General features: G+C 49.6%; 24 protein-coding genes and 1 riboswitch. Of the genes, 12 read left to right on the top strand and 12 right to left on the bottom strand.

All coding sequences use genetic code 11. The features are described from left to right. Positions 1-48: 48 nt before the first annotated feature. The 4 genes from V7P87_RS09870 to V7P87_RS09855 all read right to left on the bottom strand — a co-directional run bounded on the left by V7P87_RS09870 (position 49) and on the right by V7P87_RS09855 (position 3,762). A complete protein-coding gene (locus tag V7P87_RS09870) occupies positions 49-741 on the bottom strand; it encodes a DUF2884 family protein (protein ID WP_333797279.1) in 693 nt (230 codons plus the stop codon). 178 nt (positions 742-919) lie between these two features. Next, positions 920-2,581 carry a DUF342 domain-containing protein gene (locus V7P87_RS09865; protein ID WP_333797278.1) on the bottom strand — a complete coding sequence of 554 codons (1,662 nt, stop codon included), beginning with the start codon at positions 2,579-2,581 and terminating at the stop codon, positions 920-922. A 113-nt stretch (positions 2,582-2,694) separates the two neighbouring features. Continuing rightward, positions 2,695-3,030: a hypothetical protein gene (locus V7P87_RS09860; protein WP_260656198.1), complete on the bottom strand. Its 336-nt coding sequence runs from the start codon at positions 3,028-3,030 to the stop codon at positions 2,695-2,697. Between the two features lie 63 nt (positions 3,031-3,093). After that, positions 3,094-3,762, bottom strand: coding sequence for a DUF2982 domain-containing protein (locus V7P87_RS09855; protein ID WP_333797277.1), 669 nt, complete (start codon positions 3,760-3,762; stop codon positions 3,094-3,096). A 225-nt stretch (positions 3,763-3,987) separates the two neighbouring features. Here V7P87_RS09855 and V7P87_RS09850 point away from each other — a divergent pair, with 225 nt between their 5' ends. From V7P87_RS09850 to V7P87_RS09815, 8 genes are all read left to right on the top strand, one after another. After that, the gene (locus V7P87_RS09850; RefSeq protein ID WP_333797276.1) at positions 3,988-5,046 is read left to right on the top strand and encodes an efflux RND transporter periplasmic adaptor subunit; all 1,059 of its coding nucleotides are present in this window, start codon (positions 3,988-3,990) and stop codon (positions 5,044-5,046) included. 2 nt (positions 5,047-5,048) lie between these two features. Then, on the top strand, positions 5,049-8,159 hold the full coding sequence (locus tag V7P87_RS09845; RefSeq protein ID WP_333797275.1) for an efflux RND transporter permease subunit: 3,111 nt from the start codon (positions 5,049-5,051) through the stop codon (positions 8,157-8,159). Positions 8,160-8,337: 178 nt separating this feature from the next. Then, entirely contained in the window at positions 8,338-9,393 is a 1,056-nt protein-coding gene (locus tag V7P87_RS09840) for a nitrate- and nitrite sensing domain-containing protein (protein ID WP_333797274.1), read from the top strand. A gap of 234 nt (positions 9,394-9,627) precedes the next feature. Beyond that, the gene (locus tag V7P87_RS09835; protein WP_333797273.1) at positions 9,628-10,413 is read left to right on the top strand and encodes an ABC transporter ATP-binding protein; all 786 of its coding nucleotides are present in this window, start codon (positions 9,628-9,630) and stop codon (positions 10,411-10,413) included. After that, positions 10,410-11,399, top strand: a complete 990-nt coding sequence (locus tag V7P87_RS09830; protein ID WP_333797272.1) for a FecCD family ABC transporter permease — start codon at positions 10,410-10,412, stop codon at positions 11,397-11,399. Before V7P87_RS09835 ends, V7P87_RS09830 begins: the two co-directional genes overlap by 4 nt. 37 nt (positions 11,400-11,436) lie before the next feature. Further along, positions 11,437-12,069, top strand: a complete 633-nt coding sequence (cobO, locus tag V7P87_RS09825) for a cob(I)yrinic acid a,c-diamide adenosyltransferase (RefSeq protein WP_333797346.1) — start codon at positions 11,437-11,439, stop codon at positions 12,067-12,069. A gap of 5 nt (positions 12,070-12,074) precedes the next feature. Further along, the gene (locus V7P87_RS09820) at positions 12,075-13,049 is read left to right on the top strand and encodes a cobalamin-binding protein (RefSeq protein WP_333797271.1); all 975 of its coding nucleotides are present in this window, start codon (positions 12,075-12,077) and stop codon (positions 13,047-13,049) included. 40 nt (positions 13,050-13,089) lie between these two features. Then, entirely contained in the window at positions 13,090-13,791 is a 702-nt protein-coding gene (locus tag V7P87_RS09815; protein WP_333797270.1) for a DUF5610 domain-containing protein, read from the top strand. 154 nt (positions 13,792-13,945) lie between these two features. Here V7P87_RS09815 and V7P87_RS09810 read toward each other — a convergent pair whose 3' ends face one another. The 3 genes from V7P87_RS09810 to V7P87_RS09800 form a co-directional block, all read right to left on the bottom strand. Beyond that, complete coding sequence (locus V7P87_RS09810) at positions 13,946-14,323, bottom strand: PH domain-containing protein (RefSeq protein ID WP_296296423.1); 378 nt, start codon at positions 14,321-14,323, stop codon at positions 13,946-13,948. Positions 14,324-14,433: 110 nt separating this feature from the next. Beyond that, a complete protein-coding gene (locus V7P87_RS09805; protein WP_333797269.1) occupies positions 14,434-15,156 on the bottom strand; it encodes an SDR family NAD(P)-dependent oxidoreductase in 723 nt (240 codons plus the stop codon). A gap of 90 nt (positions 15,157-15,246) precedes the next feature. Further along, positions 15,247-16,281 carry an NAD(P)/FAD-dependent oxidoreductase gene (locus tag V7P87_RS09800; RefSeq protein ID WP_333797268.1) on the bottom strand — a complete coding sequence of 345 codons (1,035 nt, stop codon included), beginning with the start codon at positions 16,279-16,281 and terminating at the stop codon, positions 15,247-15,249. Between the two features lie 261 nt (positions 16,282-16,542). On the opposite strand from V7P87_RS09800, the gene msrA reads away from it, so the two are divergent. Next, entirely contained in the window at positions 16,543-17,079 is a 537-nt protein-coding gene (gene msrA / locus V7P87_RS09795) for a peptide-methionine (S)-S-oxide reductase MsrA (RefSeq protein WP_333797267.1), read from the top strand. Positions 17,080-17,201: 122 nt separating this feature from the next. Here the strand turns inward: msrA and V7P87_RS09790 are convergent, their stop codons facing one another. Together V7P87_RS09790 and V7P87_RS09785 are read right to left on the bottom strand one after the other, a co-directional pair. Then, positions 17,202-19,049: a TonB-dependent receptor domain-containing protein gene (locus tag V7P87_RS09790; protein WP_333797266.1), complete on the bottom strand. Its 1,848-nt coding sequence runs from the start codon at positions 19,047-19,049 to the stop codon at positions 17,202-17,204. A gap of 35 nt (positions 19,050-19,084) precedes the next feature. Then, a riboswitch (cobalamin riboswitch) is annotated at positions 19,085-19,320 on the bottom strand. A gap of 84 nt (positions 19,321-19,404) precedes the next feature. Then, positions 19,405-19,887 (bottom strand): YajQ family cyclic di-GMP-binding protein, encoded by a 483-nt coding sequence (locus V7P87_RS09785; protein ID WP_296296433.1) that lies wholly within the window; start codon positions 19,885-19,887, stop codon positions 19,405-19,407. A 171-nt stretch (positions 19,888-20,058) separates the two neighbouring features. Between V7P87_RS09785 and V7P87_RS09780 the strand changes: the two genes are divergently transcribed. Next, positions 20,059-20,433, top strand: coding sequence for a VanZ family protein (locus tag V7P87_RS09780; protein WP_333797265.1), 375 nt, complete (start codon positions 20,059-20,061; stop codon positions 20,431-20,433). Further along, complete coding sequence (locus V7P87_RS09775) at positions 20,433-21,329, top strand: ketopantoate reductase family protein (RefSeq protein ID WP_333797264.1); 897 nt, start codon at positions 20,433-20,435, stop codon at positions 21,327-21,329. Before V7P87_RS09780 ends, V7P87_RS09775 begins: the two co-directional genes overlap by 1 nt. Positions 21,330-21,371: 42 nt before the next feature. Here the strand turns inward: V7P87_RS09775 and thiI are convergent, their stop codons facing one another. The 3 genes from thiI to pomA form a co-directional block, all read right to left on the bottom strand. Then, complete coding sequence (gene thiI / locus V7P87_RS09770; protein WP_333797263.1) at positions 21,372-22,835, bottom strand: tRNA uracil 4-sulfurtransferase ThiI; 1,464 nt, start codon at positions 22,833-22,835, stop codon at positions 21,372-21,374. Between the two features lie 136 nt (positions 22,836-22,971). Next, positions 22,972-23,937: a flagellar motor protein MotB gene (locus tag V7P87_RS09765; protein WP_333797262.1), complete on the bottom strand. Its 966-nt coding sequence runs from the start codon at positions 23,935-23,937 to the stop codon at positions 22,972-22,974. An 8-nt stretch (positions 23,938-23,945) separates the two neighbouring features. Continuing rightward, the gene (gene pomA, locus V7P87_RS09760) at positions 23,946-24,716 is read right to left on the bottom strand and encodes a flagellar motor protein PomA (RefSeq protein WP_333797261.1); all 771 of its coding nucleotides are present in this window, start codon (positions 24,714-24,716) and stop codon (positions 23,946-23,948) included. A 190-nt stretch (positions 24,717-24,906) separates the two neighbouring features. Between pomA and xseB the strand changes: the two genes are divergently transcribed. Beyond that, positions 24,907-25,152 carry an exodeoxyribonuclease VII small subunit gene (xseB, locus tag V7P87_RS09755; protein ID WP_333797260.1) on the top strand — a complete coding sequence of 82 codons (246 nt, stop codon included), beginning with the start codon at positions 24,907-24,909 and terminating at the stop codon, positions 25,150-25,152.

The following is a 25,152-nucleotide window of genomic DNA, read 5'->3' as shown; positions in this document are numbered from 1 at the left end:
TGGCTCTGCCAAGTATTGTTGTGCACTGTTATCCGAGATAGTGAACAGCTATTTAGCAATCACCACATCATAATCTTTTAACTTAGGTACCTGCTGCTGCAGCTGGGTTTCAATGTCATCCAGTTCACGCAAACGCTGACAAAACAACACAGATTTATCTTCCAGCTCTTCTGCTTTGGCATCCAGACCCAGATTAATTTTGCTGATGAGCTGCTCTACACTTTGCCAGTCCTGGCTTTCACTGCGTTCAAAGTTATCATCGGTCTGGCGTAAGGCATCACGCAAAGCGCCCCACACTGCACCAACGGTATTTTTCGCCAGTGCCGTCAGGTTGTCCTTGAGTTCACCATGTAAAAATGCATCCATTTCATTCAAACTTTGTGGAGCCAGATAAAAATGCTCACCACTGCGGACAAAACGCGACATCAGCTGATAAGTGGTTTCGCGCACCAGTGCCTGCCATTCTTCCTGCTGGCTTTCATTGCCAACGCCAATCAGCATGCCTTCAATGGCCGATAAACCAAGCTCAACACTGTCTACCGCTATCGCCACCACCTGAGGTACAAATTTGCGCATGCCCTGACTGTATTGCGCAAGCAAAGCTGTGTTTTCAGGCGACAAGGTGATCCACTGACCCTGAATAAATAATTGTTGGTCCTGATTGATCTGAAATTGGGTTCTGTCGTCGGTCAGGACGCGGATTTGATCCGGTGAAATCAGAATGCCGTGCCGAAATGCCATCTGACATTCATTGGCAGTCGCAACAGTGGAAAAAAACAGCAGAATAAAGCAGCAGAAAAATTGCAATTGCTACCCCGGCAGCGATTCAGAAAAACAACTGTTTTGCAGCATAACAAAAAGCCGGTACAGAAGCACCGGCTGACGTCGCAGCAGAAGCTGCGTTGGTCTTTCAGTTGTATTACACAAGTGGATCCAGTTTCAGCGCAGCATCAACAATTTTAATTAAACTCGGCCCGTGCTCTCTTTTGGTGGATAACCGTTCCGTGCCAAGCAGCACTTCAACACCGGCGTATAACTGTTGTTTCACCAATACTGCAGCTTCACTCATCAGGGTGAGTTTTTGTTGCTCCAGCCGTTTAATATCTTCAATTAAAGCAACAGCCACTGCTTTTTGCGCTTCAAATTCTTCAATAAAAGCGTTGATATGCTCATTGGTGGCATCAGATTTTTCCAGCTTTTTCAGCTCGTCAATGCCTTGTTTAATTTGTTCCATTTCAAGTTTAATAGCGGATACGTTCTGGCGTAGCGCCTGCTGTTTTTCAACCACAGGGTCAATACGACGGTTCAGATCTAGCTTCAGTGAACTTTCTGAAGGCGAGCCCAGCACACCGGCTTTAATGCCCAAATCCAGATAAAAACTGCCACCTACCACTTTGCCGGTTAGTTTGTCTTCGGGGCCTGCCACCACCATGCGGGCAGACACTTTACAGTGGTTAATTTGTTTACTGGCGTGAAAATCGCCTTCAGCATCAATCTGAGCATACTGCGCCAGAGTACAACGGATATCGCCTTTAGCTTTTACCACTGTACTGAACAACTCTTCGTCATTGTCTTCAGTGCTCAACTGGTGACCAATCACAGATCCACCGATAGAAACATCACCGCCGGCTTCTATCAATGAGCCTTCCATAGTACCTTTGATAAATACACTACCACCTGCTATGACCTTCATACTTTCGGTCACGTCACCGTTGACGATGACTGCGCCTTTAAACTGAATATGACCGGTGGATAAATCGACTTTTTTAACGGTATATACTTCATCAACAGCGGCACCAGCCTCGAGCACACGAGGCATCCCATCGCGGCTGGCTAATAACAAGTCTGGATCTGAAGGGCTCACTTCAGCCCCTTCACCTGGTTTCCATTCCAAAGGCTGACCAGGTGGTGCCAGCGTAATTTCACCGCGCACGTTAATACCATCCACCCCTTTGGTGGGCGGTAACCGCCGTACTACAGGCTGACCGGCCACTACAGCCGGTATCACGCCAAAATCACGTAAATCTACCCTGCTCTGACTCAGCACTACCGGTTTATTACTACGTGAGGACATACCTTCAACCAAAGGTTCAAACCTGGCGTTTAAGCCGGGCTCCATAATGCGGCCAATGGCAATAACCTGACTGGTCACAGTGCCAGGTTCCGCCCTGCTGGCGGCAGTCACCAGCTGAACTATCTGATCTTTTTGGAAACCAAAATGAATGCCGTAATCCTGAGCCGCTTTCACTAAATCGTTGGCAGACACCGGACTACCGCCCCAGGCGGCAGTGACAGATGCAGTTGCCGTCATGGCATCTGCGGCTATTTCAAGTTTGAGTTCGGCATTTTTGCGCAGTGCAATTTTGCGCTGAATACGGGAACCATCGGGGCGTTTTTGCAGTTTGATGTCAGACTGAACTGTCTGATAATCGGCCAGCAGCTGGTTTATTTGTTCTGTCAGCACAAAACAGCGGCTGTAACCCGCAGCATTTAACGCCTCCAGCACCTGAGCACCGGATAGGGGCGACAATGAAACGGCGATTTCCACCAGAATGGTGTCGTCATTTCGGCTAAATTGCATGCGGATAGAGTTCACTGCCAGATCACATCTATAACTTAGATTGATTGATACTGAAACAAATTTTCAGCATAAAGGCAAGCCCCGTACTACCACAGGGCATTTTGAGGGGCCTATCAGATGTAATTTTCCTGATGAACCCGGATAAATAAATCGGTCCCAGCTTTACTGTAATCAATCTTGTACTCTTTATTGTTCAGCGCCTGCACAAACAACAAAGTTTTGTTTTCACCAAATACATCAGAACTGCCGATATCAACCAGATCCATATATCGTTCTTTGGCTTCTGCCCGGCTGGACGGCACTTCTTCAGTAAAGAGTTTAACACCGGTGCGTGATACAATAACCACAGGATCATGGTCGTCGTTGATCAGTATCAGATCCAGCTTTTTCTGTTTGTGGATTATCGTATTGCGGCCGCTAACCAAAAAGGGTCTTTCATAATTGCTCATAGGATGATTCACCATTGTGTGCCTGCTTAATGCTGGCATTATGATACAGCAGGAAAAATGTGTCTAGGCTGCTGTTTTTTTCAGATAGATCAAGCGGCTTTGATTAACAGTTCGGCAAAACTCAGCCGCTTCTACCGGCAACACTGTGGTTGGGATAAAAAGTTCAGCCCCCAATAACACCGCCAGATGTTGCATCCGTCCGGCAAACATCGCTTGCACACCATGATAACGTGCTTTGGCTGTACTGAACTCTGTATGCTGTGTCAGCATGGTGCTGGCACAGGTTCCATCCGGGCAATCTGACGCCAGCGCAGCCAGCAACAGATGGCGTTGCTCCATCAGTAATTTCACGGCAAGGCGCGGCGGCAACTGCACTAAAAAACTATCATAATCAGTGACTTTAAAACCTACATAAGCAGCTTCATCTTTGCCGGACAATTGTGCAACCCTGGCGTATAAAAACGCTTGCCATGGCAACACCCAACTGCCTCTGCGATGATGATATTTCACACCCTGCGGGCAAAGTTCAACGGCATAAAAAGGTTCGGTGGTTTTGGCATAACCTAAAAAAAGGCCGGCACCTAACAGCAAAAACAGCAGTACCCAGCCCTGTAACGAAGTCAGCTCAGGCACCAATGAAAACAGCAGGATCAACAGCAATAACACCAGAGATGATGCTAACAATAACGGCACACCGCCTTTGGCGCTTTGATCCCGGAATAAATACCGCATTTGTTTTCCTAGAGGTCCAGATAATACCAGGTGAATATTGTCATCAGAATAGTCCACACCAGATAAAAACGAATCATCCGGCATCGTTCACAAGGTTTATCTGCCATTATTCACTCCATCTATACGACCAACGCCTGCGCAGCTGCGATAACTTCAACATCCAGGCTGGATGTATTTCCATACAATACCCGAGATTAAATTTTACTGATATACAACGGAGTCAAAGTGCCAAAAACTCAAAACCGCCTGATTTGGATATTATTAGCAGCGCTTTGCGGCTTTCTTGGTTATTTAGTTATTTCTACGCAAAATGGGGCACCAGCTAAAAGAGCAGGCGGCGGTCTGGAAAATAACGTCCGCACTGCCAAAGTCGCCATGGCACCACTGAGCCGGGAAGTGAAAGCATTGGGTACTGCACTCGCTTATGACTCGGCCAAAATTGTTAGCGCCACCAGCGATTACCTGACCTTGTTACAAATCCGCGAAGGGGCGCAGGTGAAAAAAGGCGAAATTATTGCTCAGCTTAACGACACCGAAGAAAAAGCCCGAGTCAACGAGCTGGCAGCCTTATTAGCAGAGCAAAAACGCCAGCTGGCACGGTTAAAAAACTTAACCCAGACCCAGGCCAGCGCCATTTCATTATTAGATGAACAACAAGCCAAGGTTAACGCCACTCAGGCACAGCTGGATGCAGTACAAGCCAGATTAAATGAAATGGTGATCCGTGCGCCCTTTGACGGCCTGATTGGCTTACGTCAGGTCAGTGAGGGTGCCTTTATCAGTGCTGGTACAGTGCTGACTACTCTGGATGACATTTCCACTATCAGGGTTGAATTTAATGTCGCCGAGCGTTATATGGCGAGTTTAACTCCAGGCCTTGCGCTTCGCATTACCAACGTAGCTTATGGTAACGAAGTATTTGCCGGTGAAATTAAAGCACTGGATCCAAGACTCGACCCTGTAACCCGTTCCATCAAAGTGCATGGTGTGGTCGCCAATCAGTCGCTTAAACTACGCCCTGGCATGCTGCTGAATGTTCAGGTAGAACTGGCGAAAAGTCAGGTGTTACAAATTCCGGAAAAAGCCATAGTGCCACTGCAAAACAAACATTATGTGTTTGTGGTCGACGCAGAAAACAAAGTAACACAGCGCGAAGTAGAACTGGGTGAACGCATCCCGGGCAGTGTCGAGGTGTTATCAGGTTTGGCCGAAGGGGATGAAATTGTCACCGAAGGCACGCAAAAATTGCGTCCTGGCGTCACCATCAGCCGCTTGGAGCAATAATCATGTGGTTATCTGACGTCTCCGTAAAAAGGCCGGTATTTGCCACTGTGGTGAATCTGGTGCTGGTGATTTTTGGTGTGGTTTGTTTCAGTATGCTGCCACTTCGTGAATTCCCGGACATCGATTCACCAGTAGTCACTATCAGCACCGACTATCCGGGCGCCTCTGCCGAAATTGTTGAATCGAAAATCACCCAGCCGATTGAAGACATGATCAGCGGCGTGGAAGGCATTAAAAACATCAGCTCCAACAGCAGGGTTGGCCGCTCCAATGTCACTATTGAGTTTAATATCAACCGGGATATTGACGCTGCAGCCAACGACGTGCGCGAGCGAATTTCCAGGGTGATGGACAATCTGCCGGATCAGGCGAGACCACCGGAAGTCTTTAAGGCTAACAGTGACGATGACACCATTGCCTGGTTTTTACTCAGTAGTGAAACCATGACCAATCTGGAACTCACCGACTACGCTGACCGTTTTATTACTGAGCGTTTTTCTGTGGTCGATGGGGTAGCACGGCTGCAGATTGGTGGTGAACGTAAATATGCGATGCGAATGTGGCTCGACAAAGACGCCATGGCGTCACGGGGAGTTACAGTCCAGGACATTGAAAACGTACTACGTAATGAAAACGTTGAACTACCGGCCGGCAATATCAAATCTCAGGATCGCGACTTTATTGTGCGGGTGGTGCGTACCTATAAAACCCAGCAAGACTTTAACCGCCTTGTTGTGAAAAAGGGTGAAAACAACTATCTGGTGCGCTTAGGTGAAGTGGCCGAGGTGGTACTGGCTTCCGAAAACGAAGAAAGTGAATTTAGAAGCGACGGCAAGAACGTCTTGGGTATCGGCATTATCAAACAGTCCAAAGCCAATACGCTGGATGTTGTGAAAGCCGCCCGGGCAGAAGCCGAGCGTATCAAAGCCACTCTCCCCCCGGGAACGACCATAGAGCCGGGTTACGACTCGTCAGTCTTTATCGCCGAATCTATCCGTGAGGTGTACGTCACGCTGGGTATAGCGCTGGTGCTGGTGGTGGTGGTCATTTTTTCTTTCCTTGGCAACCTGCGCGCCACTTTTATTCCGGCCGTCACAGTGCCTGTCGCCCTTATCAGTGCTTTTACTGTGCTTTATGCGCTGGACTTTTCAATTAACCTGCTGACGTTATTGGCAATGGTACTGGCCATTGGTCTGGTGGTGGATGACTCTATCGTGGTGCTAGAAAACATTTACCGCCGTATTGAACAGGGTGAACATCCACTACTGGCATCATACAAAGGCGCACGGGAAGTTGGTTTTGCTGTTGTAGCCACTACCCTGGTACTAATTTCAGTTTTTGTGCCGCTGGTGTTTATGCAGGGGGATTTGGGCAAACTTTTTACTGAATTTGCGCTCGCCGTTGCCGCTGCAGTGGCCTTCTCTGCCGTTGCGGCTTTAACGCTGACACCCATGCTCTGCAGCAAGATGCTTAAACACGACAAAAGAGAAAGTGCCTTCAGCGCTCTCATCCATAAAGTATTTAGCAAAATTGAACATGGTTATCGCCGTCAGCTGCAACAGGTGACAGTGCAGAAATGGCCCACAATGCTGTTATTGTTACTGTGTTTTGTTGCCAGCGCTTATTTATTAAAACTGATCCCGCAAGAACTGGCTCCCGCTGAAGACAGAGGGACCTTTTTTGTCATGATGAGCCCGGTGGAAGGCGCCAGTTATCAGAGCAACAGCAAAAACATGAAGCTGATTGAAGATATTCTGCTGCCCTACTACGAAAAAGGTGAGTTAAACAGGCTGCTTATCCGGGTTCCAGGTTTTGGCAACACCGGCGGTATGGCCATTGTCGGCAGCGAAAACTGGCACAACGGCCAGCGCCGCACCGCAGAGCTGCTGCCCGAAATTGCCGGTAAACTGAATGCCTTGCCTGATGTACGTGCTTTTATTAACCAGCGCAGTGGTTTAAGCGGTGGCCGAGGTGGTGGTGGCCGTCCTGTACAATTTGTCCTGCAGGGTAATACCTATGATGAGCTGGCTAAATGGCGGGATATAGTCCTGAAAAAAGCGCAGCAAAACCCGAATCTGCTGATGCTTGATCACGACTATAAAGAAACAGTACCGCAGGTACTGGTGGAAATTAACAGCGAGAGGGCTGCCGACTTAGGGATTTCAGTGGGTGTGGTTGGCCGAGCACTGGAAGCTATGCTGGGTGGACGTCGTGTCACCACTTTCCTGGACCGTGGTAAGGAATACGACGTGATTCTGGAAGGCGCTGACGAAGACTTCAGTAAACCCGGCAATATCTCCAACGTTTATGTGCGCTCCAGCGGCTCTAATCAGCTTATTCCACTGGATAACTTGGTGACGCTCACCGAAGAGGCTACTTCGTCGACGCTGAATCGTTATAACAGAATGCGCGCCATTACGATTTCCGCTAACCTGGCGCCCGGTTACAGTCTGGGCGAAGCGCTGACTTTCCTTGAAGAAACAGTGCGCAGCGAAATTGATGGTAATGTGGGTATTGAATACAAGGGGGAGTCGCTGATGTTTAAAGACAGCGGTGAATCCACCATATTAATTTTTGCACTGGCGCTCATCATCACCTACCTGGTACTGGCGGCGCAGTTCGAAAGTTTTGTTCACCCGCTGGTGATCATGCTAACGGTGCCACTTGGCCTGGCCGGTGCTTTGGGTGGTTTGTATCTGGCTGGCATGACACTAAACATCTACAGCCAGATCGGTCTGGTGATGATTATCGGTCTGGTCGCCAAAAACGGCATTCTCATTGTTGAATTTGCCAATCAGCTGCGTGATGCCGGTGTTGAATTTATGCAGGCCATTGAACAGGCTTCAGTGCAGCGTTTCCGTCCAATTACCATGACCGCCTTTACCACCGTCATGAGCAGTATTCCACTGATTATTACCTCAGGCCCAGGCTCTGAAAGCCGGATGGTGATAGGTATGGTAATTTGTGCCGGTGTTGGTTTTGCCACTTTACTCACCTTGTATGTGGTACCTGTGGCCTATGTAGCTCTGGCGCGTAATACCCGCTCGCCGGAAAGTATCAGCAACGAACTGGAGGCGCTGCAACGCGCGTCAGACACTGAACAGCCATCTTAAAATGCTGACAAGAGTGTCACCCTAAAACGGCAGGCTAACCCCCTGCCGTTTTTTTATCTTTTGTGCTGCTTTCAGGGGGCTCAGTGATTAAAGCCCCCCGCCATCTTTGACAAAAGACTGGATATATTTCAGGCACAAACTATGCTTTGCACAGGAACGTATTTTCAGGATAACAGGGATGGCTTTTATACCGCTGAACCGGGTGCATTGGCTTTATTGGCTGGCTTTATTGTGGTGTTGTGTTTATCTGCTACTGACGCTGACCTGGTGGCAGCAATACAAACAGCAGGAACTTCAGCATAGACAAACCACAGAGCTACTTCCCTGGGTTGAACCTGTACAGAGGCTTATCCGTAACCTGCAAACTGAACGTGGCTTAAGTGCAGGTCAGGTGACCCCCTCTTTGCCATATAAACCTGCGCTACATATTCAATATTTGCTGACCGATGCCGCCTGGCGCGATCTGACAGTGGCGTTACAACAGCAGACTATACCTGAACTGTCGGCAATGCAGCGGTTATTGGCGCAAAATCCGTTAACTGCACTGCGCCAGCAGGTGTTATACAACGGTTTGGAATCGACTCCGGCCGATGGTGCCGTGATAATTAAAGCATACAGCGCTATCATCAAACCTCTGCTGCAATATGTTCAGTTGCTGCAACAAGACGGCGCGCTGGAGTGGCAGCAACACAGCAGCGCCATCAGCCAACTGACCGAAATGATTGAACGCTCAGGCCTGGAGCGCGCCATGTTGCATATTGCCATGGCAGAGCAGGAAATGAGCGCAGCCAGATATCAAAATTATGTGTTTGTCATCAACGAACTTCAGGATCATCAAAGTACATTTGAAGAACTCAGTCCTGCGGCTGTGCTGCAGCAGTGGCAAAACTGGCAACAACAGCTGCCCTACCGGCAATTAACTAAAGTGCGGGAACAAGCTCTGAACCAGCAATTTTCAGTGGCTCCGGCTTTGTGGTTTTCCCTGTCGAGTGACAACATCAATCAACTGTATCAACTGCAACTGGAACTTCAGGTTTTGCTGCAACAGGAGCTTGCCACTGCCCGGCAAACTGGACAACAGGCAGTACAACAACTGAAGTTACATCAAAAGTATATGCTGTTATTGCTACTGCTTATCCTGTGGCGGATGCATAGGCTTAACATCACTACAGCAAATCAACAGCCACAACAAAGCTTGCCAGGCGTTTTTCAGCACCAGATTGAGCAGGGTTAAAACACTACTAGGCACGGTAAAGAACAAGAACCAGGCCGCGCTCTGAACAATGCTGCCGGCAAGTTGTCCCAACACCTTGTTCTGATGTGAATTTCATTGTGCTGTCCGTGCCTTGATAATGATTTTTTGTTAGACTGCCAGCCATCCTCAGCCGATTAAAAAAAAAAGCCATGACCCGCTTCGCCAATCTGGAATCTCAGCCGCCTCACAGATTTTTTTACCTGCGGGCTACGCATGCTCACTGAAACAGTGTTGAGTTGTCAGCAACTGAGTTTTTGTTGGCAAGGTGACTGGACTTTAGAACCCCTGAGTTTTGAGCTCAGGGCTGGTGAACGTTTAGGCTTTATTGGCCCCAATGGTGCAGGTAAATCCACCTTATTAAAACTGCTGGCGGGTTTTTATCAGCCGACAACAGGCACAGTGCTGCTGCACGGCAAAGCATTACAGCAATACAGCAGAACGGAAAAAGCAAGGCAGCTGGCGTTATTGTCGCAGGAAACTGAACAAGCCCAGGCCATGACAGTTGCACAGCTGATGTTCCTTGGCCTGCTGCCACATAAAAAACTCTGGCAAACCAATAATCAGACAGATCTGGACCTGCTGCAACAGTGTCTGGACAGAGTGGGTCTTGTTGCCAAACAGCACCAATTGCTTGTCAGTTTGTCCGGTGGTGAATTACAGCGTGCCCAGCTTGGCCGGGTACTGATGCAAAGAGCGTCGCTACTGTTACTGGACGAACCCACCAATCATCTGGACATTCAGTATCAGCACCAGTTGCTGCAACTGGTGAGCTCGCTGCAACTGAGTTTGATTGCCAGTTTTCACGATTTAAATCTGGCCGCCAGTTATTGTGACCGCCTGCTGCTGTTACATCAGGGCAAAGTGGTGGCGCTGGGTACACCACAACAGGTGTTGACCGCTCCTTTGATCAGTGCCGTATTTGGTCGTCCTTGTCTGGTGGATATCAATCCATTTGATGGCAAACCGCGTCTGACTTTTGCGCCCGGAGTCTGTGCATGACAAACATTCTGCTGCCACAGCGTTGGTTGTTATTGCTGCTGCTTGCCGGCGGCAGTTTTATGTTTTGTTTAAATACCGGCAGTGTCAGTTTGCAGTGGCTGCAACTTTGGTTGTGTGTGAGCAGCGAATGCACAGAGCCTCTGCAGTGGCAGTTATTATGGCAGCTGCGCCTGCCACGGTTATTGCTCGGTTTTGTCGCAGGCGCTGGCCTGGCATTAAGTGGTGCTTTGTTACAACATTTAAGCCGTAACCCGCTTGCAGACCCTTATCTGTTTGGTGTTATTGCCGGTGCCGGTCTTGGGGCTACTGTCGCCAGCCTGTATTTTCCGGCGTCGATGATCGCATTGCCGCTGGCGGCTTTTGTCGGTGCTTTGCTTGCCATCGCACTGGTGCTGGCGCTGGCACTGCTGGCACGCTGGCAGCAGCTTGATCATTTTATTCTGGCCGGTGTGGCGGTTAGTTTTTTATTCAGTGCCGTCACTGCCCTGCTGTTGTACCAGCATGACCCATTTGCCGCCAACAGGGTGATGTTCTGGCTGATGGGCAGCCTGTCACGTGCCAGTTATCAGCCACTGTGGTTTATTTTGCCTTGCCTGTTGTTGTGTCTGCTGCTGGCTGTGTTATTCCGTCGCCAGCTCGACGCCATGTTATGGTCGGATCAAACGGCATTAAGTCTGGGCGTACCGGTACAACCCTTGCGCTTGTTATTTTTACTGCTGACAGCTGCCCTGACTGCCAGTATTGTCGCTTATTGTGGCGGTATCGGTTTTGTTGGCCTGATGGTGCCCCACCTGGTGCGGATGCTGTTTGGCTCACAAACACTAAGCTTGTTTGTTGGCAGCTGCCTTTGTGGCGGCATTTTTCTGATCTGGGTGGACGCTGGCGCCCGTACTCTGCTGCCTAGTCAGGAATTACCGCTCGGGGTCATTACCTCTGCCTGCGGCAGCCTGTTTTTTTTATTGTTATTAAGCCGCAGACGCGGTTAAGAGCCAAATGATGACCGGAACCGACTCTGACAACACTATGCAGCAGTGTGCAGCTGCAGATTGCGGTAGCGATACTGAACAAAAAGCGCAGCGCCATCAACAGCGCCAGCAAAAACTGAAAGAAAAAGTGGATGAACGAATTGCCGCAGCCACTCAGGACAAGGGCCTGCTGTTGGTGATCACCGGCAATGGCAAAGGTAAATCCACCGCTGGTTTTGGCATGGTGTGCCGCACTGTTGGCCATGGCATGCGCGCTGCGGTCGCTCAGTTTATTAAAGGCAGCTGGGCCTGTGGCGAACGTGATTTATTACAAAGCCATGGTGTCCCTTTTGCGGTGATGGCCACAGGTTTTACCTGGGAAACTCAAAACCGTGCGCTGGATATGGCAGCAGCACAAGCCGTCTGGCAACAAGCCAAACAATATCTGCAGGACCCGGCCATTCATCTGGTGCTGCTGGACGAGCTGACCTATATGCTGACCTACGACTATATTGTGTTGGATGAGGTGCTTGATGCCCTAAATAAACGCCCGCAGGGCCAGCATGTGGTGATTACAGGGCGCGGTTGTCATCGCAGCCTGATTGAACTGGCCGATACTGTCAGTGAAGTGCAGTCGGTTAAACATGCTTTTGACGCCGGTATTCGAGTACAACAAGGCATAGACTGGTGACATCGATGACTGACACTGTTACTGCCCGCCTATTCAAATCGCAGGCTTTGCTCAGGCTGCCGGCATTATTCACAGAACCAGCTTTATTGCTGACATCAATACTGATGCTGTTGTTGATTGCGTGCCCAGTTGCAGCCAATACCGCAACCGAATCTGCAACGCAGTCTTCAACAACAAAACCCGCCTCGCAGTTAAAGCTGATAGTACTGGCACCGGATCTGGTGGAACTTTTATATAGCCTGGGCGCTGGTGACCAGATCGTCGCCGCCAGCGAACATGCCGACTACCCGGAAGCAGCTCGGGCTTTGCCAAGAGTCGGCAATTATGCCGGCTTATCACTGGAAAGCATCATCAGTCTGCAACCTGATCTGGTGTTGTACTGGCAAAGCGGTACGCCGGCTGCCGATATTGAGCGGTTACAACAGCTTGGCTTAAAGCTTGAAAGTTTTGAAAGCAAAACGCTGGATGATATAGCGCTGCATTTACTCAGGCTCGGCGAGCTGACTGGCCGTCAGCAACAGGCAGTGCAGCTTGCCGGACAATTTCGTGCTGAACTTCAGGCATTAAAAACAAAATACAGTCAGCAGCAACAGCTGGCGGTATTTTACGAAATCTGGGACAACCCACTGTCGAGCATTGGCAACAAAGCCTGGCCGGCGCAACATCTGGCCATTTGTGGGGCCCGAAACGTGCTGCCAGATGGCCCAAATCCATACCCGCAAGTCAGTGCCGAGCAGGTATTAAACGCTAACCCCTGGTTAATTATTCAGCCGGTCTCAGAAAATGAACCCCGTACTTTATTTAACTGGCAGGCATTTTCGTCAGTAAAAGCAGTTGAATATCAACAATTTGCCAAGCCCAACAGCGATTTATTACACAGGGCCAGCTTAAGAACCCTCGGCGGTGTGCGCGAGCTTTGCCAATACATTGAAAAAAGCCGGCAATTTTATGCTCAAGTTTTGCCAGGGGCCGGCCGATAAGCTGGCTATAGTGTAACTAAACCCAACAAGGCGGCCCGACATGAAGATCCAACCTAATATTGCAAGCAACGCCAGTGGTAATGACGTTATTAAAAATGACAAAGCTGACAAATCCAAAGAGCTGGGGCAGACAGAACTGAGCCGGCCGGCCACTGGCGCCGAAATGTCGCGCGCTAACCGGCAGGAGCTGAATCAGACTATTTTGCAAAGTCAGCTTGATATCAGCTTAAAATCCGACAACAAATCTCTGGGTTTGTTGTACCGCACTGTGCTGAACGCAGTGAATAAAAACCTGAAAAACGATGGTGAAAAACCACCATTGCCGGAGCAGGCCTCAGACAGAGCCACAGAAGCACGCAACAAAGATAAACCCGGTGTTGGCAATAATCCTTATGCCCAGGATCAGGATACCTCGCCACAGGCAACGGCGGATCGGATAGTGGCTTTTGCCACCAATTTTTATCAGCAGTTCCGGCAGCAGAACAAAGACCTAACTGAAGAAGATGCCCTGAGCCAATTTATGGAAAAAATTGGCGGTGGTATAGACAAAGGTTTTGCTGAAGCCCGGGAAGTACTTGATGGCATGGGACAGTTACAGGGCAAAGTCAAAGAAGATATCGACAGCACCTATACGCTGATCCAACAAGGTTTAACCAGCTTTAAAGAGCTGACGCTGGAAAAAGCCAAAGAGAACAGCACACCGGCAACATCTGAACCGCTGAGAACAAATAGGACAAACTGAAGAGGCCTTGCGTCAGAAAGACTTAATAAAAATGCCGCTTGATTGCGGCATTTTTATTGCTTTGTTTAAGCAGCTGAGCCGCATGTTGTTATCGTCCAACCCGCTTGGCTGCCCGGTTACAAGCAGCATATGGGCGAACCGGCAAACCAGGCCTTTAACGACAGACATATGTAGCCAGCGCTTTTTGCACCGCCATAATATTGCCGTCTTTATTAAAAGTTTTACTGATGGGCTGCTCTGTGCTGCTTAACCAGATTTTTAAATCTGACTCCAGATCAAAATGGCCTTTGGTTTCGGCCGCAAAACGCACCACAGAGCGGTAAGGTACCGACATGTATTCTTTTTTCGAGCCGGTTAGCCCCTGTTTATCAATAAAAATCAGCCGCTTATTGGTAAAAACTATCAGATCACGGATGATTTTAAAAACCTGCTCCAGTTTTTCGCCTTCGGCGAGAATACTGGCTAACTCCTGTTCCACATCGGCAACATCAATTTCGGCAGCATTGCCTAATAAACCACTGAGGATCCCCATGTTTTTGCTCCTGCTTTGTTGCGAAAAAACCAGCATAGAGACTCCACCGCTTTGCAGCAAGCTTTAGTTCTGCAAGCCGCGCAGCCAGCACCCACTCCTGCTCTCCACCGCTAGAAAGGCAAAACGGAACCATCCCAGTGCAGCAGCTTGCCATGCTGCTGTGGTTGTAGCTCTGTCGCAACCTGCCATAACCGTGCCGCGGTTTGTGCCGGCGTTTGTAGCTGAGATGGCGGGATATTGCGTAAAAAAGGCGCCGACAATAAAGATTCAGTGGTGCCCGGATGCACCGCAGCCACAAGAGCTGACGCTTTGAGCCTGCTAAGTTCAATCGACAAGGTTTTCACCAGCATATTCAGCGCCGCCTTGGCACTGCGATAGCTGTACCAACCGCCTAAACTGTTATCGCTGATGCTGCCGACTTTAGCGCTCAGTACCAACACCCGGCAGGGATGCTGTTGCAGATAACCAAACAAAGCCTGCAGGTGTAAAGCCGGCAACAGATAATTGACCCACCAGCTGTGCAAGGCTGCTTGTTCATCCAGCTGACGGATGGTTTTTTCGGCTTTTAACCTGTCTTGCTGTAAAACACCATGGCAAATAAAAATGTCTGTGGGCTGAAATTGCCGGCAAAAATCGGCAACTACAGTATTTAACACAGCAGCAGCTTCACCTTGCTGGAGCTCGAGCACTAACCAGTCGTCCACCATCACGCTTTCGGGCGCTGGCGTTCGGCTAACACCGGCGACTAAAGCGCCCTGCTGCTTTGCATAACTCAGCAACCCCTGGCCTATGGCGCTATTGGCGCCAAGCACTAATAAACGTCTTTGTTGCATCTGGTGTTATTCCTGCCTGCTGATTTTTTGCTCAAGGGCTGATATAGGCTGTATTGTTTAACATCTGTGATGTGTTTTGAAGCTGCAGGTTCAGGTGTGGTGCGCTTTGCCAAGCAGTTTGCAGGCGGCTTCCACACCGGATAACCAGGCGTTTTCAACCCGGCCTCCCAGAGTCCAGTCACCACAAAGCGCCAGCTGCATTTTTTTATCAAATAATACACCACAAGGTGGCACCCTATTGTTGTAACTGGCATATAACCAGCGATGACAAAGTGCCGCAGCCACCTGTACTTGCGTCCCCAGCACCCGGCTCAGTTCGGCAGCGGCCAGCGCACTGATTTGCTCCGGCATAGTCTCAAGCTCAGCGGCACTGCAGTCTTCCGATAAGTGCACCAGCCACTGCTCCGGTGATTGTGCTACTTCTTGTTGTAATCTGGCACTGTGCCGTCCCGGTTTGGCCGATTGCTGGGCTATCCAGCGTGCTTTGCCCTGCTGGACAAAAATGCCCTGAGCGGCATGATGAGTGGGACTGGCCAATTCAAGTAATACGGCCCAGCAGGGTGACAAAGCCTGCTCCGGAATTTGCAGTGACAAAGGCGCGCCTTCCAGCAACTGTTTGGCCTGCTCCGGCGGACAAGTGAGCAGCAGCGCGTCAAAACCACCAAAACATTCACCTTGTTCAGAGCAGAGCTGCCACTGTCCTGTACTCTGGCTGCTGACATTACTGCAGATATAACTCAGCTCGTTAATTTTGCAGCCGGTGTATAGTGTGGCGCCTGCAAATTCCCCTGCCAGCATCTGATGCATGGCTGAAGTACCGATATAGCGGATTTCATCATCGGGTGAGGGTCTTAATTGACCCTGTTGATACTGATAAGGCACAAATTCCCAGCGCTGCACCAGACCTTGCGCCTGCCATTGTTGCACCTGAGCCAAAAACGCCTGGCTGCGTGCAGTAAAATACTGAGCGCCAAAATCAAAACTACCGGCGAGTGCTCTTTTGCTGCTCATCCGTCCGCCCGGCCCCCGTGCTTTTTCAAACACAGTAACTGTAGCGCCTTGTGCTGTCAGCTCTTTGCAGGCCGCTGCTGCGCTGACGCCGGCCCCAATAATTGCAATTTTCACACCTGACTCCTGGTTGGCACGCTCAGGGGGTATCCTGGTTCTGGTACTGAACTTTATCTGTCGTCGCTGCGTACCAGCTGCGCACTTTTGCTGATGTTGGCAGTGGCTTGTTGCTGATCACTCAAAGTACAGGCCACAATGCCAGTACTGACAACCCGGTCTGCGCTGCTTGTTACAGCCTTTGTTGGTGATTGCTGTTAATCTGATTAGACTACGGCAAAATAAAAATTGCAGATCAAATCTTTTAGCGCAGGAAAAAAGATGACAACACAAAATATCACTTTAGCTGCAGGTTGTTTTTGGTGTGTGGAAGCGGCTTTTAATATGCTCAAAGGTGTGCATCAGGCGACCAGCGGTTATATGGGCGGCCATAGTTTAAATCCCAGTTACCGGGATATTTGCAGCGGCAACACCGGTCATGCTGAAGTGGTACAGCTGGAATTTGATGCGGACGTGATTTCACTGCAAACCATATTTGAGCTGTTTTTTTTCCTGCACGACCCGACCAGTCTGAACCGTCAGGGCAATGATGTTGGCACTCAATACCGCTCGGCGATTTTTTATGCTGATGAAGTTCAGCTTGAAAGTGCCAAAGCGGCCATTAAAAGGCTTGAACAACAAGGCGTGTATCAGCAACCTATAGTCACCTCTCTGGAAAAACTCAGCACTTTTTATCCGGCGGAGAATTACCATCAGGGGTATGCGCTGGCCAATCCACAGCAGCCTTATTGTCAGTTTCTGGTGTTGCCTAAACTGGCAAAATTCCGCCAGCAATATGCACCTTTGTTAAAGGCCTAAGACACAACCAGATCCGCTGCAACCGGCTTTGTTGCCGCTGCAAAAAAAAGCCGGAACCTTAGGGTCCCGGCTTTAGTTTTGCTTTTCGCTGATGTGTCGCTGATGTTTAGCGCTAGGCCGCGTTAAAACGCCAGCATTTGTACACCCAGCACAAACTCCAGCCCGGCCTGACGATAACCCAGGTTGGTCTGATAAGTTTTATCAAACAGGTTGTCGACCTTGGCACGAAGGGTGATACCAGGTTGCCACTGATAAGCCACACCAAAGCTCCAAATCAGGTAACTGCCAAGCTCGGGTTGCAGCTTGCCCTGCCAGTCTTTGCCGGAGAAAGAGCGGCTTTGATACAAAGCTTCGGTACTAAAAGTCCAGTCCTGATAACTTTTGCTGTTGAGCCAGCTGACTTTATGCGCCGGACGTTTTACCAGCTTCAGGCCGGTTTTTTCATCTTTACCATCAAGATAACCGTAGCTTAAGCGCTGCTCAAAATCGTCGATAGCAAAAGCAGCGCTCAGCTCCGCCCCCTGAATGCTGGCCAGCAGCACATTGGTGTTTTGCTGACCCCGTTGGATCAGATTGGTCAGGTCGCGATCAAACAACACCAGATCCAGGCTCAGCTGGTGGTAGTGATAATTCAGCCCCAACTCACGGGATAACGACTCTTCCGGTTTTAACAGCGGATTCCCGTATTTTGGCCAGTATAAGTCGTTAAAGGTCGGCACTTTAAAAGCGCTACCCTGACTAAAACGGGCGATTAAATCAGTGCTCAGATGATAACCGGCGCTGAACTGATAAGTGTTTTTATTGCCGTAGCTGGTGAAGTTGTCATGGCGCACAGCACCGTCAAACAAATATTGATTGTTATCAAAAGCAAAACCGGCAAACACACTCTGGTTGTTGCGGCTATCGGCCGAATAATTCGGCGCGTTTTTCAGCACCTGCTCCTGATACCAGCTGGCGCCTGTTAATAAAGTCCAATCCGTGAATAAAGCGTAACTGAGCTGATAAGCCGCTTCATCTCTTTTGGTTTTAAACAACGACTCCGGGCTTTGCAGGCCATAACTGATGTCGCTGTCGACACTGTGCGCCAGTTTGAGCTGATGTGACGGCGAGCCCTGACTCAGGCTCCAGTCCAGCTGATGCGAGTCTTGCTGCGTATCGGCTCTGTCACCACCGTAGTCGCTGTCAAATTCGTAATAACCGTCGTTTAGCTGCGACTGCCAGCGCCACAAACCCAGACTGCTTTGCAGCTCTGCACCGGCATTAAGATAACTTTGCTCAAAACCATCATCATCCGGATCACCGCCTATTTTGGCGGAAAAACCGTCGCCCATCGCAGTGCCAAGGCTGCCAAATAAGGTCAGGTCGCCGTTTTTCTGACTGCCTGACAAGCCGACTTCCGCCAGCTTATTGCTGCCTAAAGTGGCGTTAAACTCGGTTTTGTCGCCTTGACGGCTGGTAATAGCAATGACACCCCCTAAGGCATCAGAGCCATACCAGGCAGCCTTGGGGCCTCTGATAATTTCGATTTTTTCAATTAATGCCACCGGCACCATGGCCAGCGACTGATAACCCAAAGTCGCGGAGCCAATACGCACACCGTCTAACAACACCAGAGTGTGACCACTACTGCCACCGCGGATAAACACACTGCTGTTTTGGCCACGGCCACCGTCCCGTGCCACACTGACACCGGCAACTTGCTGTAATAACGCAGGTAAATCACGCACCTGACGGCGGATAATTTCATCCCTGTTGATCACAGTGACACTGCTTAAGGTTTCGGCGACTGCTTTTGCCTGACGATTGGCATAAATGCTGATGTGTTCAAGCTCTGCATCCACAGCCTTGGCCTGGACGGCTTTAGTCTGAACGGACTTGGTTTGAACAGCTTTGGTTTGAACGGGGTTGGCTTGTGCCGCAACGGCAAAAGAGCTGACCACAGCCAGGGTCAGTACAGATAACTTCAACATGAAAACTCCAGATGACACGCCCACCGCGTGTTGTTGGGTGAATGAATTTTCAGGCCGGTCTCCGGGCTGCAGCATCCGGGCTGGTATGGCTTAAAGCCAATACTCACCCAGCTCGTCTTATACCTTCCCATCCAAAGACAGTGGCAGTGAAAGACAAACAGCAAAATTGCTGATGATGTTACCGTTGCGGGGGCAGCTCTGGTGTTTCACCAGATTCCCGTTTCACTGTTGCAAGCAAAGCTTCAACAGCACCTGAAAAACGCGGCCACAGTGTAGCGGCCGCGGTCGGATTGTCAATAGAAATCCAGATGGCTATTCCCAGAACGCACAGCAGCCAGGGCTGTGCGGAGGATTTTTAATCGCGAAAGTTCTGATACTGGAATGGCTGGCCCAAGTCGGCCTGACGAATAAGGGCGATGGCTTCTTGCAAATCATCGCGTTTTTTACCAGACACCCGCACTTCATCACCCTGAATAGCAGCTTGTACCTTGGATTTGCTTTCTTTGATCAGTTTGACAATTTTACGCGCCATATCCTGATCAATCCCTTGTTTTAACGACAATAACTGACTGTAAGTCTTACCGGAATGCACCACATCTTCTTCTTTAAATGAACGCACATCAAGGTTACGTTTCACCGCTTTGGCCAGAAAAATTTCTTTCATCTGTTGCAGCTGAAACTCGGCTTCGGCGCTCATGCTGACTTGTTTGTCTTTTAATTCAAATTTGGCATTGATGCCACGAAAATCAAAACGGGTGTCCAGCTCACGGTTGGCGTTGTCCACTGCGTTCAGCACTTCCTGCAAATCAACTTTAGAAACAATATCAAATGAAGGCATCGGGACTCTCCTTAAAATTCAATCAGATCCGGCCCAAAGCGGCACCATCAGATCCACGCTTTGGCTTCTGCTCATCGCCCGTTGCAATGAGCTCTGGTTATGGTGCGCTGGATTATAGCGAAAATGGTCGTATAATCCGAGCCTTGCCGTTTTTCTTCTGCGGGATTTTTTATGTTGCCTGATCGCCCCTGGTTTTTTCGTCTGTTGTTTTTGCTTGCACTGGTTGTGTGCAGTTATGGATTTTTAAAAGACGTCAGTGGCCTACCCTCAGGCTGGATGCCCAATGACAAACTGATGCATGGCCTGATTTTTCTGTTGTTGATGTTGCTGTGGCAACTTAGTTTTTATCGTCGTGTGCTCACGGGTTTGTTATTGCTTGGTATTTACGGCGGCGCCATTGAGCTGGCGCAGCACTTTTTCACCACCAGATTTGGCGATTGGTGGGATTTTCTGGCTGATCTTGGCGGTCTGGCACTGGCACTGCTGTTGTGGCAACTGCCGCTGTGGCGCCGTTTTCAACAGGCTCCAGCAGAAGGAGCCCGCTGATGTCAGCGCCATGGCTGGTGGTGGGTAAAGGCGCTATTGGCTTATTGGCGGCCAGCAGATGGTTACTCAGCGCCCAGAGCGTTTTGTTATGGCAAAAAACACCACAGCCACTGAGTTATCGTTTTAGTGCCGGTGGCCGCGACTTTGCCATGCAGCTGCAAAATGCCAGCCAGGGCCCTTATAGCAAAGTGCTGGTGCCGGTCAAAGCCTATGACGTTGTTGTTGTGGTGCACACTTTATTACCCCATTTAACAGACGAGGCGCAGCTGGTGCTTAGCCATAATGGCATGGGCACGCTGGAACCTGTGGCCGCTTTACTCAAACCAGGCCAGGGACTTTGGTTTGCCAGCACCAGTCATGGCGCTTATAAACCTCATGCGCTGCATGTTATTCACAGTGGCCAGGGCAGCACCATATTGGCGCCCTGTAATGACGCCGCCCGTAATTGCAAGGCTCCGATAGCGGCTGAACTCACCCAGGCATTGTCTCCACTGACACTGGTCGACGACATTCAGCCCTATTTATGGCAAAAGCTTGCGGTCAATAGTGTGATTAATCCGCTCACTGCTTTACATCAATGCCGCAATGGTGAATTAAACCAACCTCAGTATCAGGCGCAGATCAAACTTTTGCTGGCTGAGTTTGTGCAAGTGGCGGCTGCCTGTGGGCAGCTTTTTAGCGGGGACAGGCTGTATCAGCTGGTGCAACAAGTGCAGAGCAATACAGCACAAAACTTTTCCTCGATGTTACAGGATGTTAGCGCAGGCCGGCGCACCGAGCTTGGTGCTATTACCGGCTATTTATTGCAGCAGGCAACAGCACATCAGCTGGCGATGCCGGAGCATCAGGCGCTTTATCAGGCGCTGGCGGCAAAGCTCGCGCCCTGGCAGTTGTAACAACAGCCCGTTATCACCACAGGCTGTTGTGACAAAACGCTGTTATTTGTCTTTTTTATACACAGCCACGTTTTGATAACCCTGCTCTTTGAGTAGCAGCGCCTGTAAGCGGCTCATCACACCACGGTCACAATACAGATAATATTGTTTGTCTTTGGCAAGCTCGGCAAAACCCGAAGCTATTTTATAAAACGGCAGCTCTATCACCTGATGGCTAGCCAGTTGCAGCGGGTTGCGCTCAGCTTCATCCGGTGCACGCACATCAATCACCACAGCGCCTTCAGGTAACACAGCTTCGGTGTCGATGGTGGCCACCTGCTGGCCGGCCTGATATTCCACAGTGCGGATATCCAGCACCTTGGCGTCCTGACTGACTTTTTCCAGAATACTAAAATCAAACCGCGCTTCGGCAGCGTTGACATCGGCCAGCACCGCATTAATGGTCGGGCTTTTGGAGATCACACCACAATATTCCGGCATGGTTTTGGCGAGATCTTCCACGCCAATAACCCGGGCTATATCAATAATGTCCTGTTTGTCCTGATACACCAAAGGGCGCAGGATCAGCATCTCAGTGACCCGGTCAATGACGTTTAAATTGACGATGGTTTGACTGGCCACCTGACCAATACTTTCGCCTGTCACCACAGCTTTAATATTCAAGCTGTCGGCGACAGTGGTTGCAGCCCGCATCATCATACGTTTGAGCACAACGCCCATCAGGCCGTTGTCAATTTTTTCCAGAATTTCAGTCACCACAGGGGCAAAATCAACAGAAACAAACTTCACTTTGTGTGACAAACTGTATTTTTGCCACAGATAAAAGGCCATTTGCCGCACCCCGGTTTCATGGGCGGCACCACCTAAATTAAAAAACAAATAGTGGGTGCGAAGGCCTTTGCGGATCATCAGATAACTGGCCACTGCCGAGTCAAAACCGCCGGAAATCAGCGACAATACATCACCCTGCGATGGCAGCGGGAAACCGCCCATGCCCTGATAAGCACGGCGCACAATAATGAGTTTTTCTTTGCGCACTTCCACCAGCACTGTCACGTCCGGCTGCTTTAACTTCACCTGTGCTGTTGGAATATGCTGGTTGAGCCCACCGCCGATATAACGTTCGGCTTCAATAGAGGAAAACTCATGATTGCCCTGACGGCGCACCCGCACACAAAAGGTTTTGCCATGCAGCTGGTCACGGTACACCGCCAGCACCTGCTCAAAAATATCGTGTAGTGAGCTAAATTCTGACGACTGCATCTGGGCAAACTGCACTATGCCGGGAATACATTGCAGCTGTTCGGCCATTTTTTGTGCAAGCAGCTCATCGCCTTGTGGCGACATCACAGTTAAATGGTCATACAGATTACGCACCACAATGGACGGGTCCAGTTGTAGCAGAATGGTTTTCAGATTTTGTTCCAGCAGCATGGTCTGGCGCTTACGCACCGACTTACTTTTGATGGAGATTTCAGGGTGTAACTTAACAATAAATTCAATCATAACTGGGCTGCCGGCAAAAAACTGGCGCGCATTATAACGCCATTGCTTAAAAACGGCAGAGATTTGTCTAAGGTGCTGCCCGGCGCTGGGTCTAAAACAACAAGAGGCAGCACATCAAAAGGATGTGCTGCCGTGCTCAGTTTTGTTTTGGCTGGGCCGGTTGACTGGCTGGTGGCGTCTGGGGCTGTAACTGAATAGGCGCCGACTCTTTGGCTTTCCCCTGCATAATAGAAATTTCTACCCTGCGGTTACGCTTGCGGTTGGCTTCAGTGTCATTGGGCACCAGAGGTCTGGTGTCGGCATGCCCAACCACCACAAGGCGGTCTTTTTCCAGGCCTGTGCCTTCTAACAATTCAGTGGCCACCGACACTGCGCGTTTTGCCGACAACTCCCAGTTGTTGCTGTTCAGCTCATCCGACACCTGGTCGTTATCGGTGTGGCCAGACACGGTAATTTCACCCGGGATATCTTTTAAAATGGCGCCAATTTGCTGCACTATAGGTTTAAAACGTGGCTGCAAAAAAGTGGAACCGGACGGAAATGAACCGTTTTCACGAATACGGATAATAATTTGCTGCCCAAGCGACTCCAGCTCAACTGCACCATCCTGAATTTGCTGCTCCATCTGCTCTGCAATTTTTTTCACCATTTCGTTCACCTGTTCCTGCATCATCGCAGTTTCGGTTTCCGGTTGGGCCTGGCTTTGTTCATCCGGACTGTCACTTAAACCGCCGGTTTTGTCTTCGCGCTGTTCTTGCCGTCCGCCGGCTGAATCTTCTTCACCGGCCTGAAACTCCAGCGTTTGCTGGGTCATATCCACAGTTTGTTGTTGTAGCGTGTCTATGGGCGTTGGATCAGGCCGGCCGGGGCGAAATTCCATGGCAATCACACTGGTGCCTTTGGGGATGTCTTTGACCTCAATTTTATTTTGTACACCAAAGGCAAAAGCCATAGACCCTGCCAGCTGTTTGAACTTTTGTACGTCCATCTCGGAAAAAGACAGCAACAACACAAAAAAGCACATTAACAAAGACATTAAGTCGGCAAAGGTACCCATATAAGCGGGCAATCCCGGCGGTGGACATTTAGGACAGTCAGCCATATCCGCTCCTACTCAGCTTCAGCTTTGGCTTCGCGTTTTGCCGCCATTAAATAATTACGCAGCACCCCTTCAATCACTTTTGGGTTCTGACCGTCCTGAATCCCCATAATGGCGTCCAGAATCAACTGATTATTGATTTTTTCTTCTTCGTTGCGGATGGCCATTTTGTCGGCCAAGGGGATACAGAGACAGTTCGCTAAAATTGCACCATATAAAGTTGTTAACAAAGCAACGGCCATGGCGGGGCCTATCGCTTTAGGGTCTGACATATTGGCCAACATCGCCACCAGGCCCACCAGAGTACCTATCATGCCCATTGCCGGCCCCAGGTCACCCATATTTTTGAAAATAGAGATATACAGGCCGTGGCGGTTGTAGGTGAGGTCAATGTCTTTTTCCAGAGTACCACGCACTACATCGGCATCATGGCCGTCAACCAGCATATTGATGCCTTTTTGCATAAAAGGATTGGGAATTTCTGCTTCTTCCAGCGCTAAAAAACCACCTTTTCGGGCTGAGTCAGCCAACTGCACAGCTTTTTCAATCAGTTCTTCTGGTGCTTCACTTTTAAACATAAAAGCTTTTCCGGCGGCTTTAAAAGAGCCACCAAGCTGACCAAAAGTAAATTTCGTAATAATGACTGTGACGGTGCCACCAAAAACGATCACGATGGAGACAAAATCATAAAACATCACCAGATTGCCGGCAGCAGCCAGGTACATAGCCCAGACCATCATGCCAATAGTGGCAACTAAACCTATGACGGTTGCTAAATCCACATCGAATCTCCCGAAAAGTACAAACCAAATATCAGTTTTATCTTAGCTTATAGTGAGTTATCGACCAATAGCAGTAAATGCTTAAAAATATTTAAGTTGTCACTCAAATTTAGTTGCCGCCACCGCCATTCTGATTGACCATAGCCAAGCTCTGAGGTAACTTTGCGCACACTTTTAAAAAGGCCGGATTATGAGTAAAAAGCAAGCAAATCCGCAGCAATTTGAGCAGATGATCGCCGAGCTGGAGACTATTGTGCAGCAGCTGGAACAAGGTGATCTATCGCTTGATGATGCGCTGCAACAATTTGAACGGGGTGTTGCCCTGGCACGCGCCAGCCAGCAACAGCTGCAAACTGCTGAACAAAAAGTGCAAATGCTGCTGCAACAAAATAACAGCGAGCAGCTGGTTGCCTTTACCCCGGCCGCAGGAGAATAA

It is taken from the genome of Rheinheimera sp. (assembly GCF_036782235.1).
Lineage (GTDB): Bacteria > Pseudomonadota > Gammaproteobacteria > Enterobacterales > Alteromonadaceae > Pararheinheimera.
Note: the sequence above shows the minus strand (reverse complement) of the source record. Positions and strands in the feature narration are given on the sequence as shown.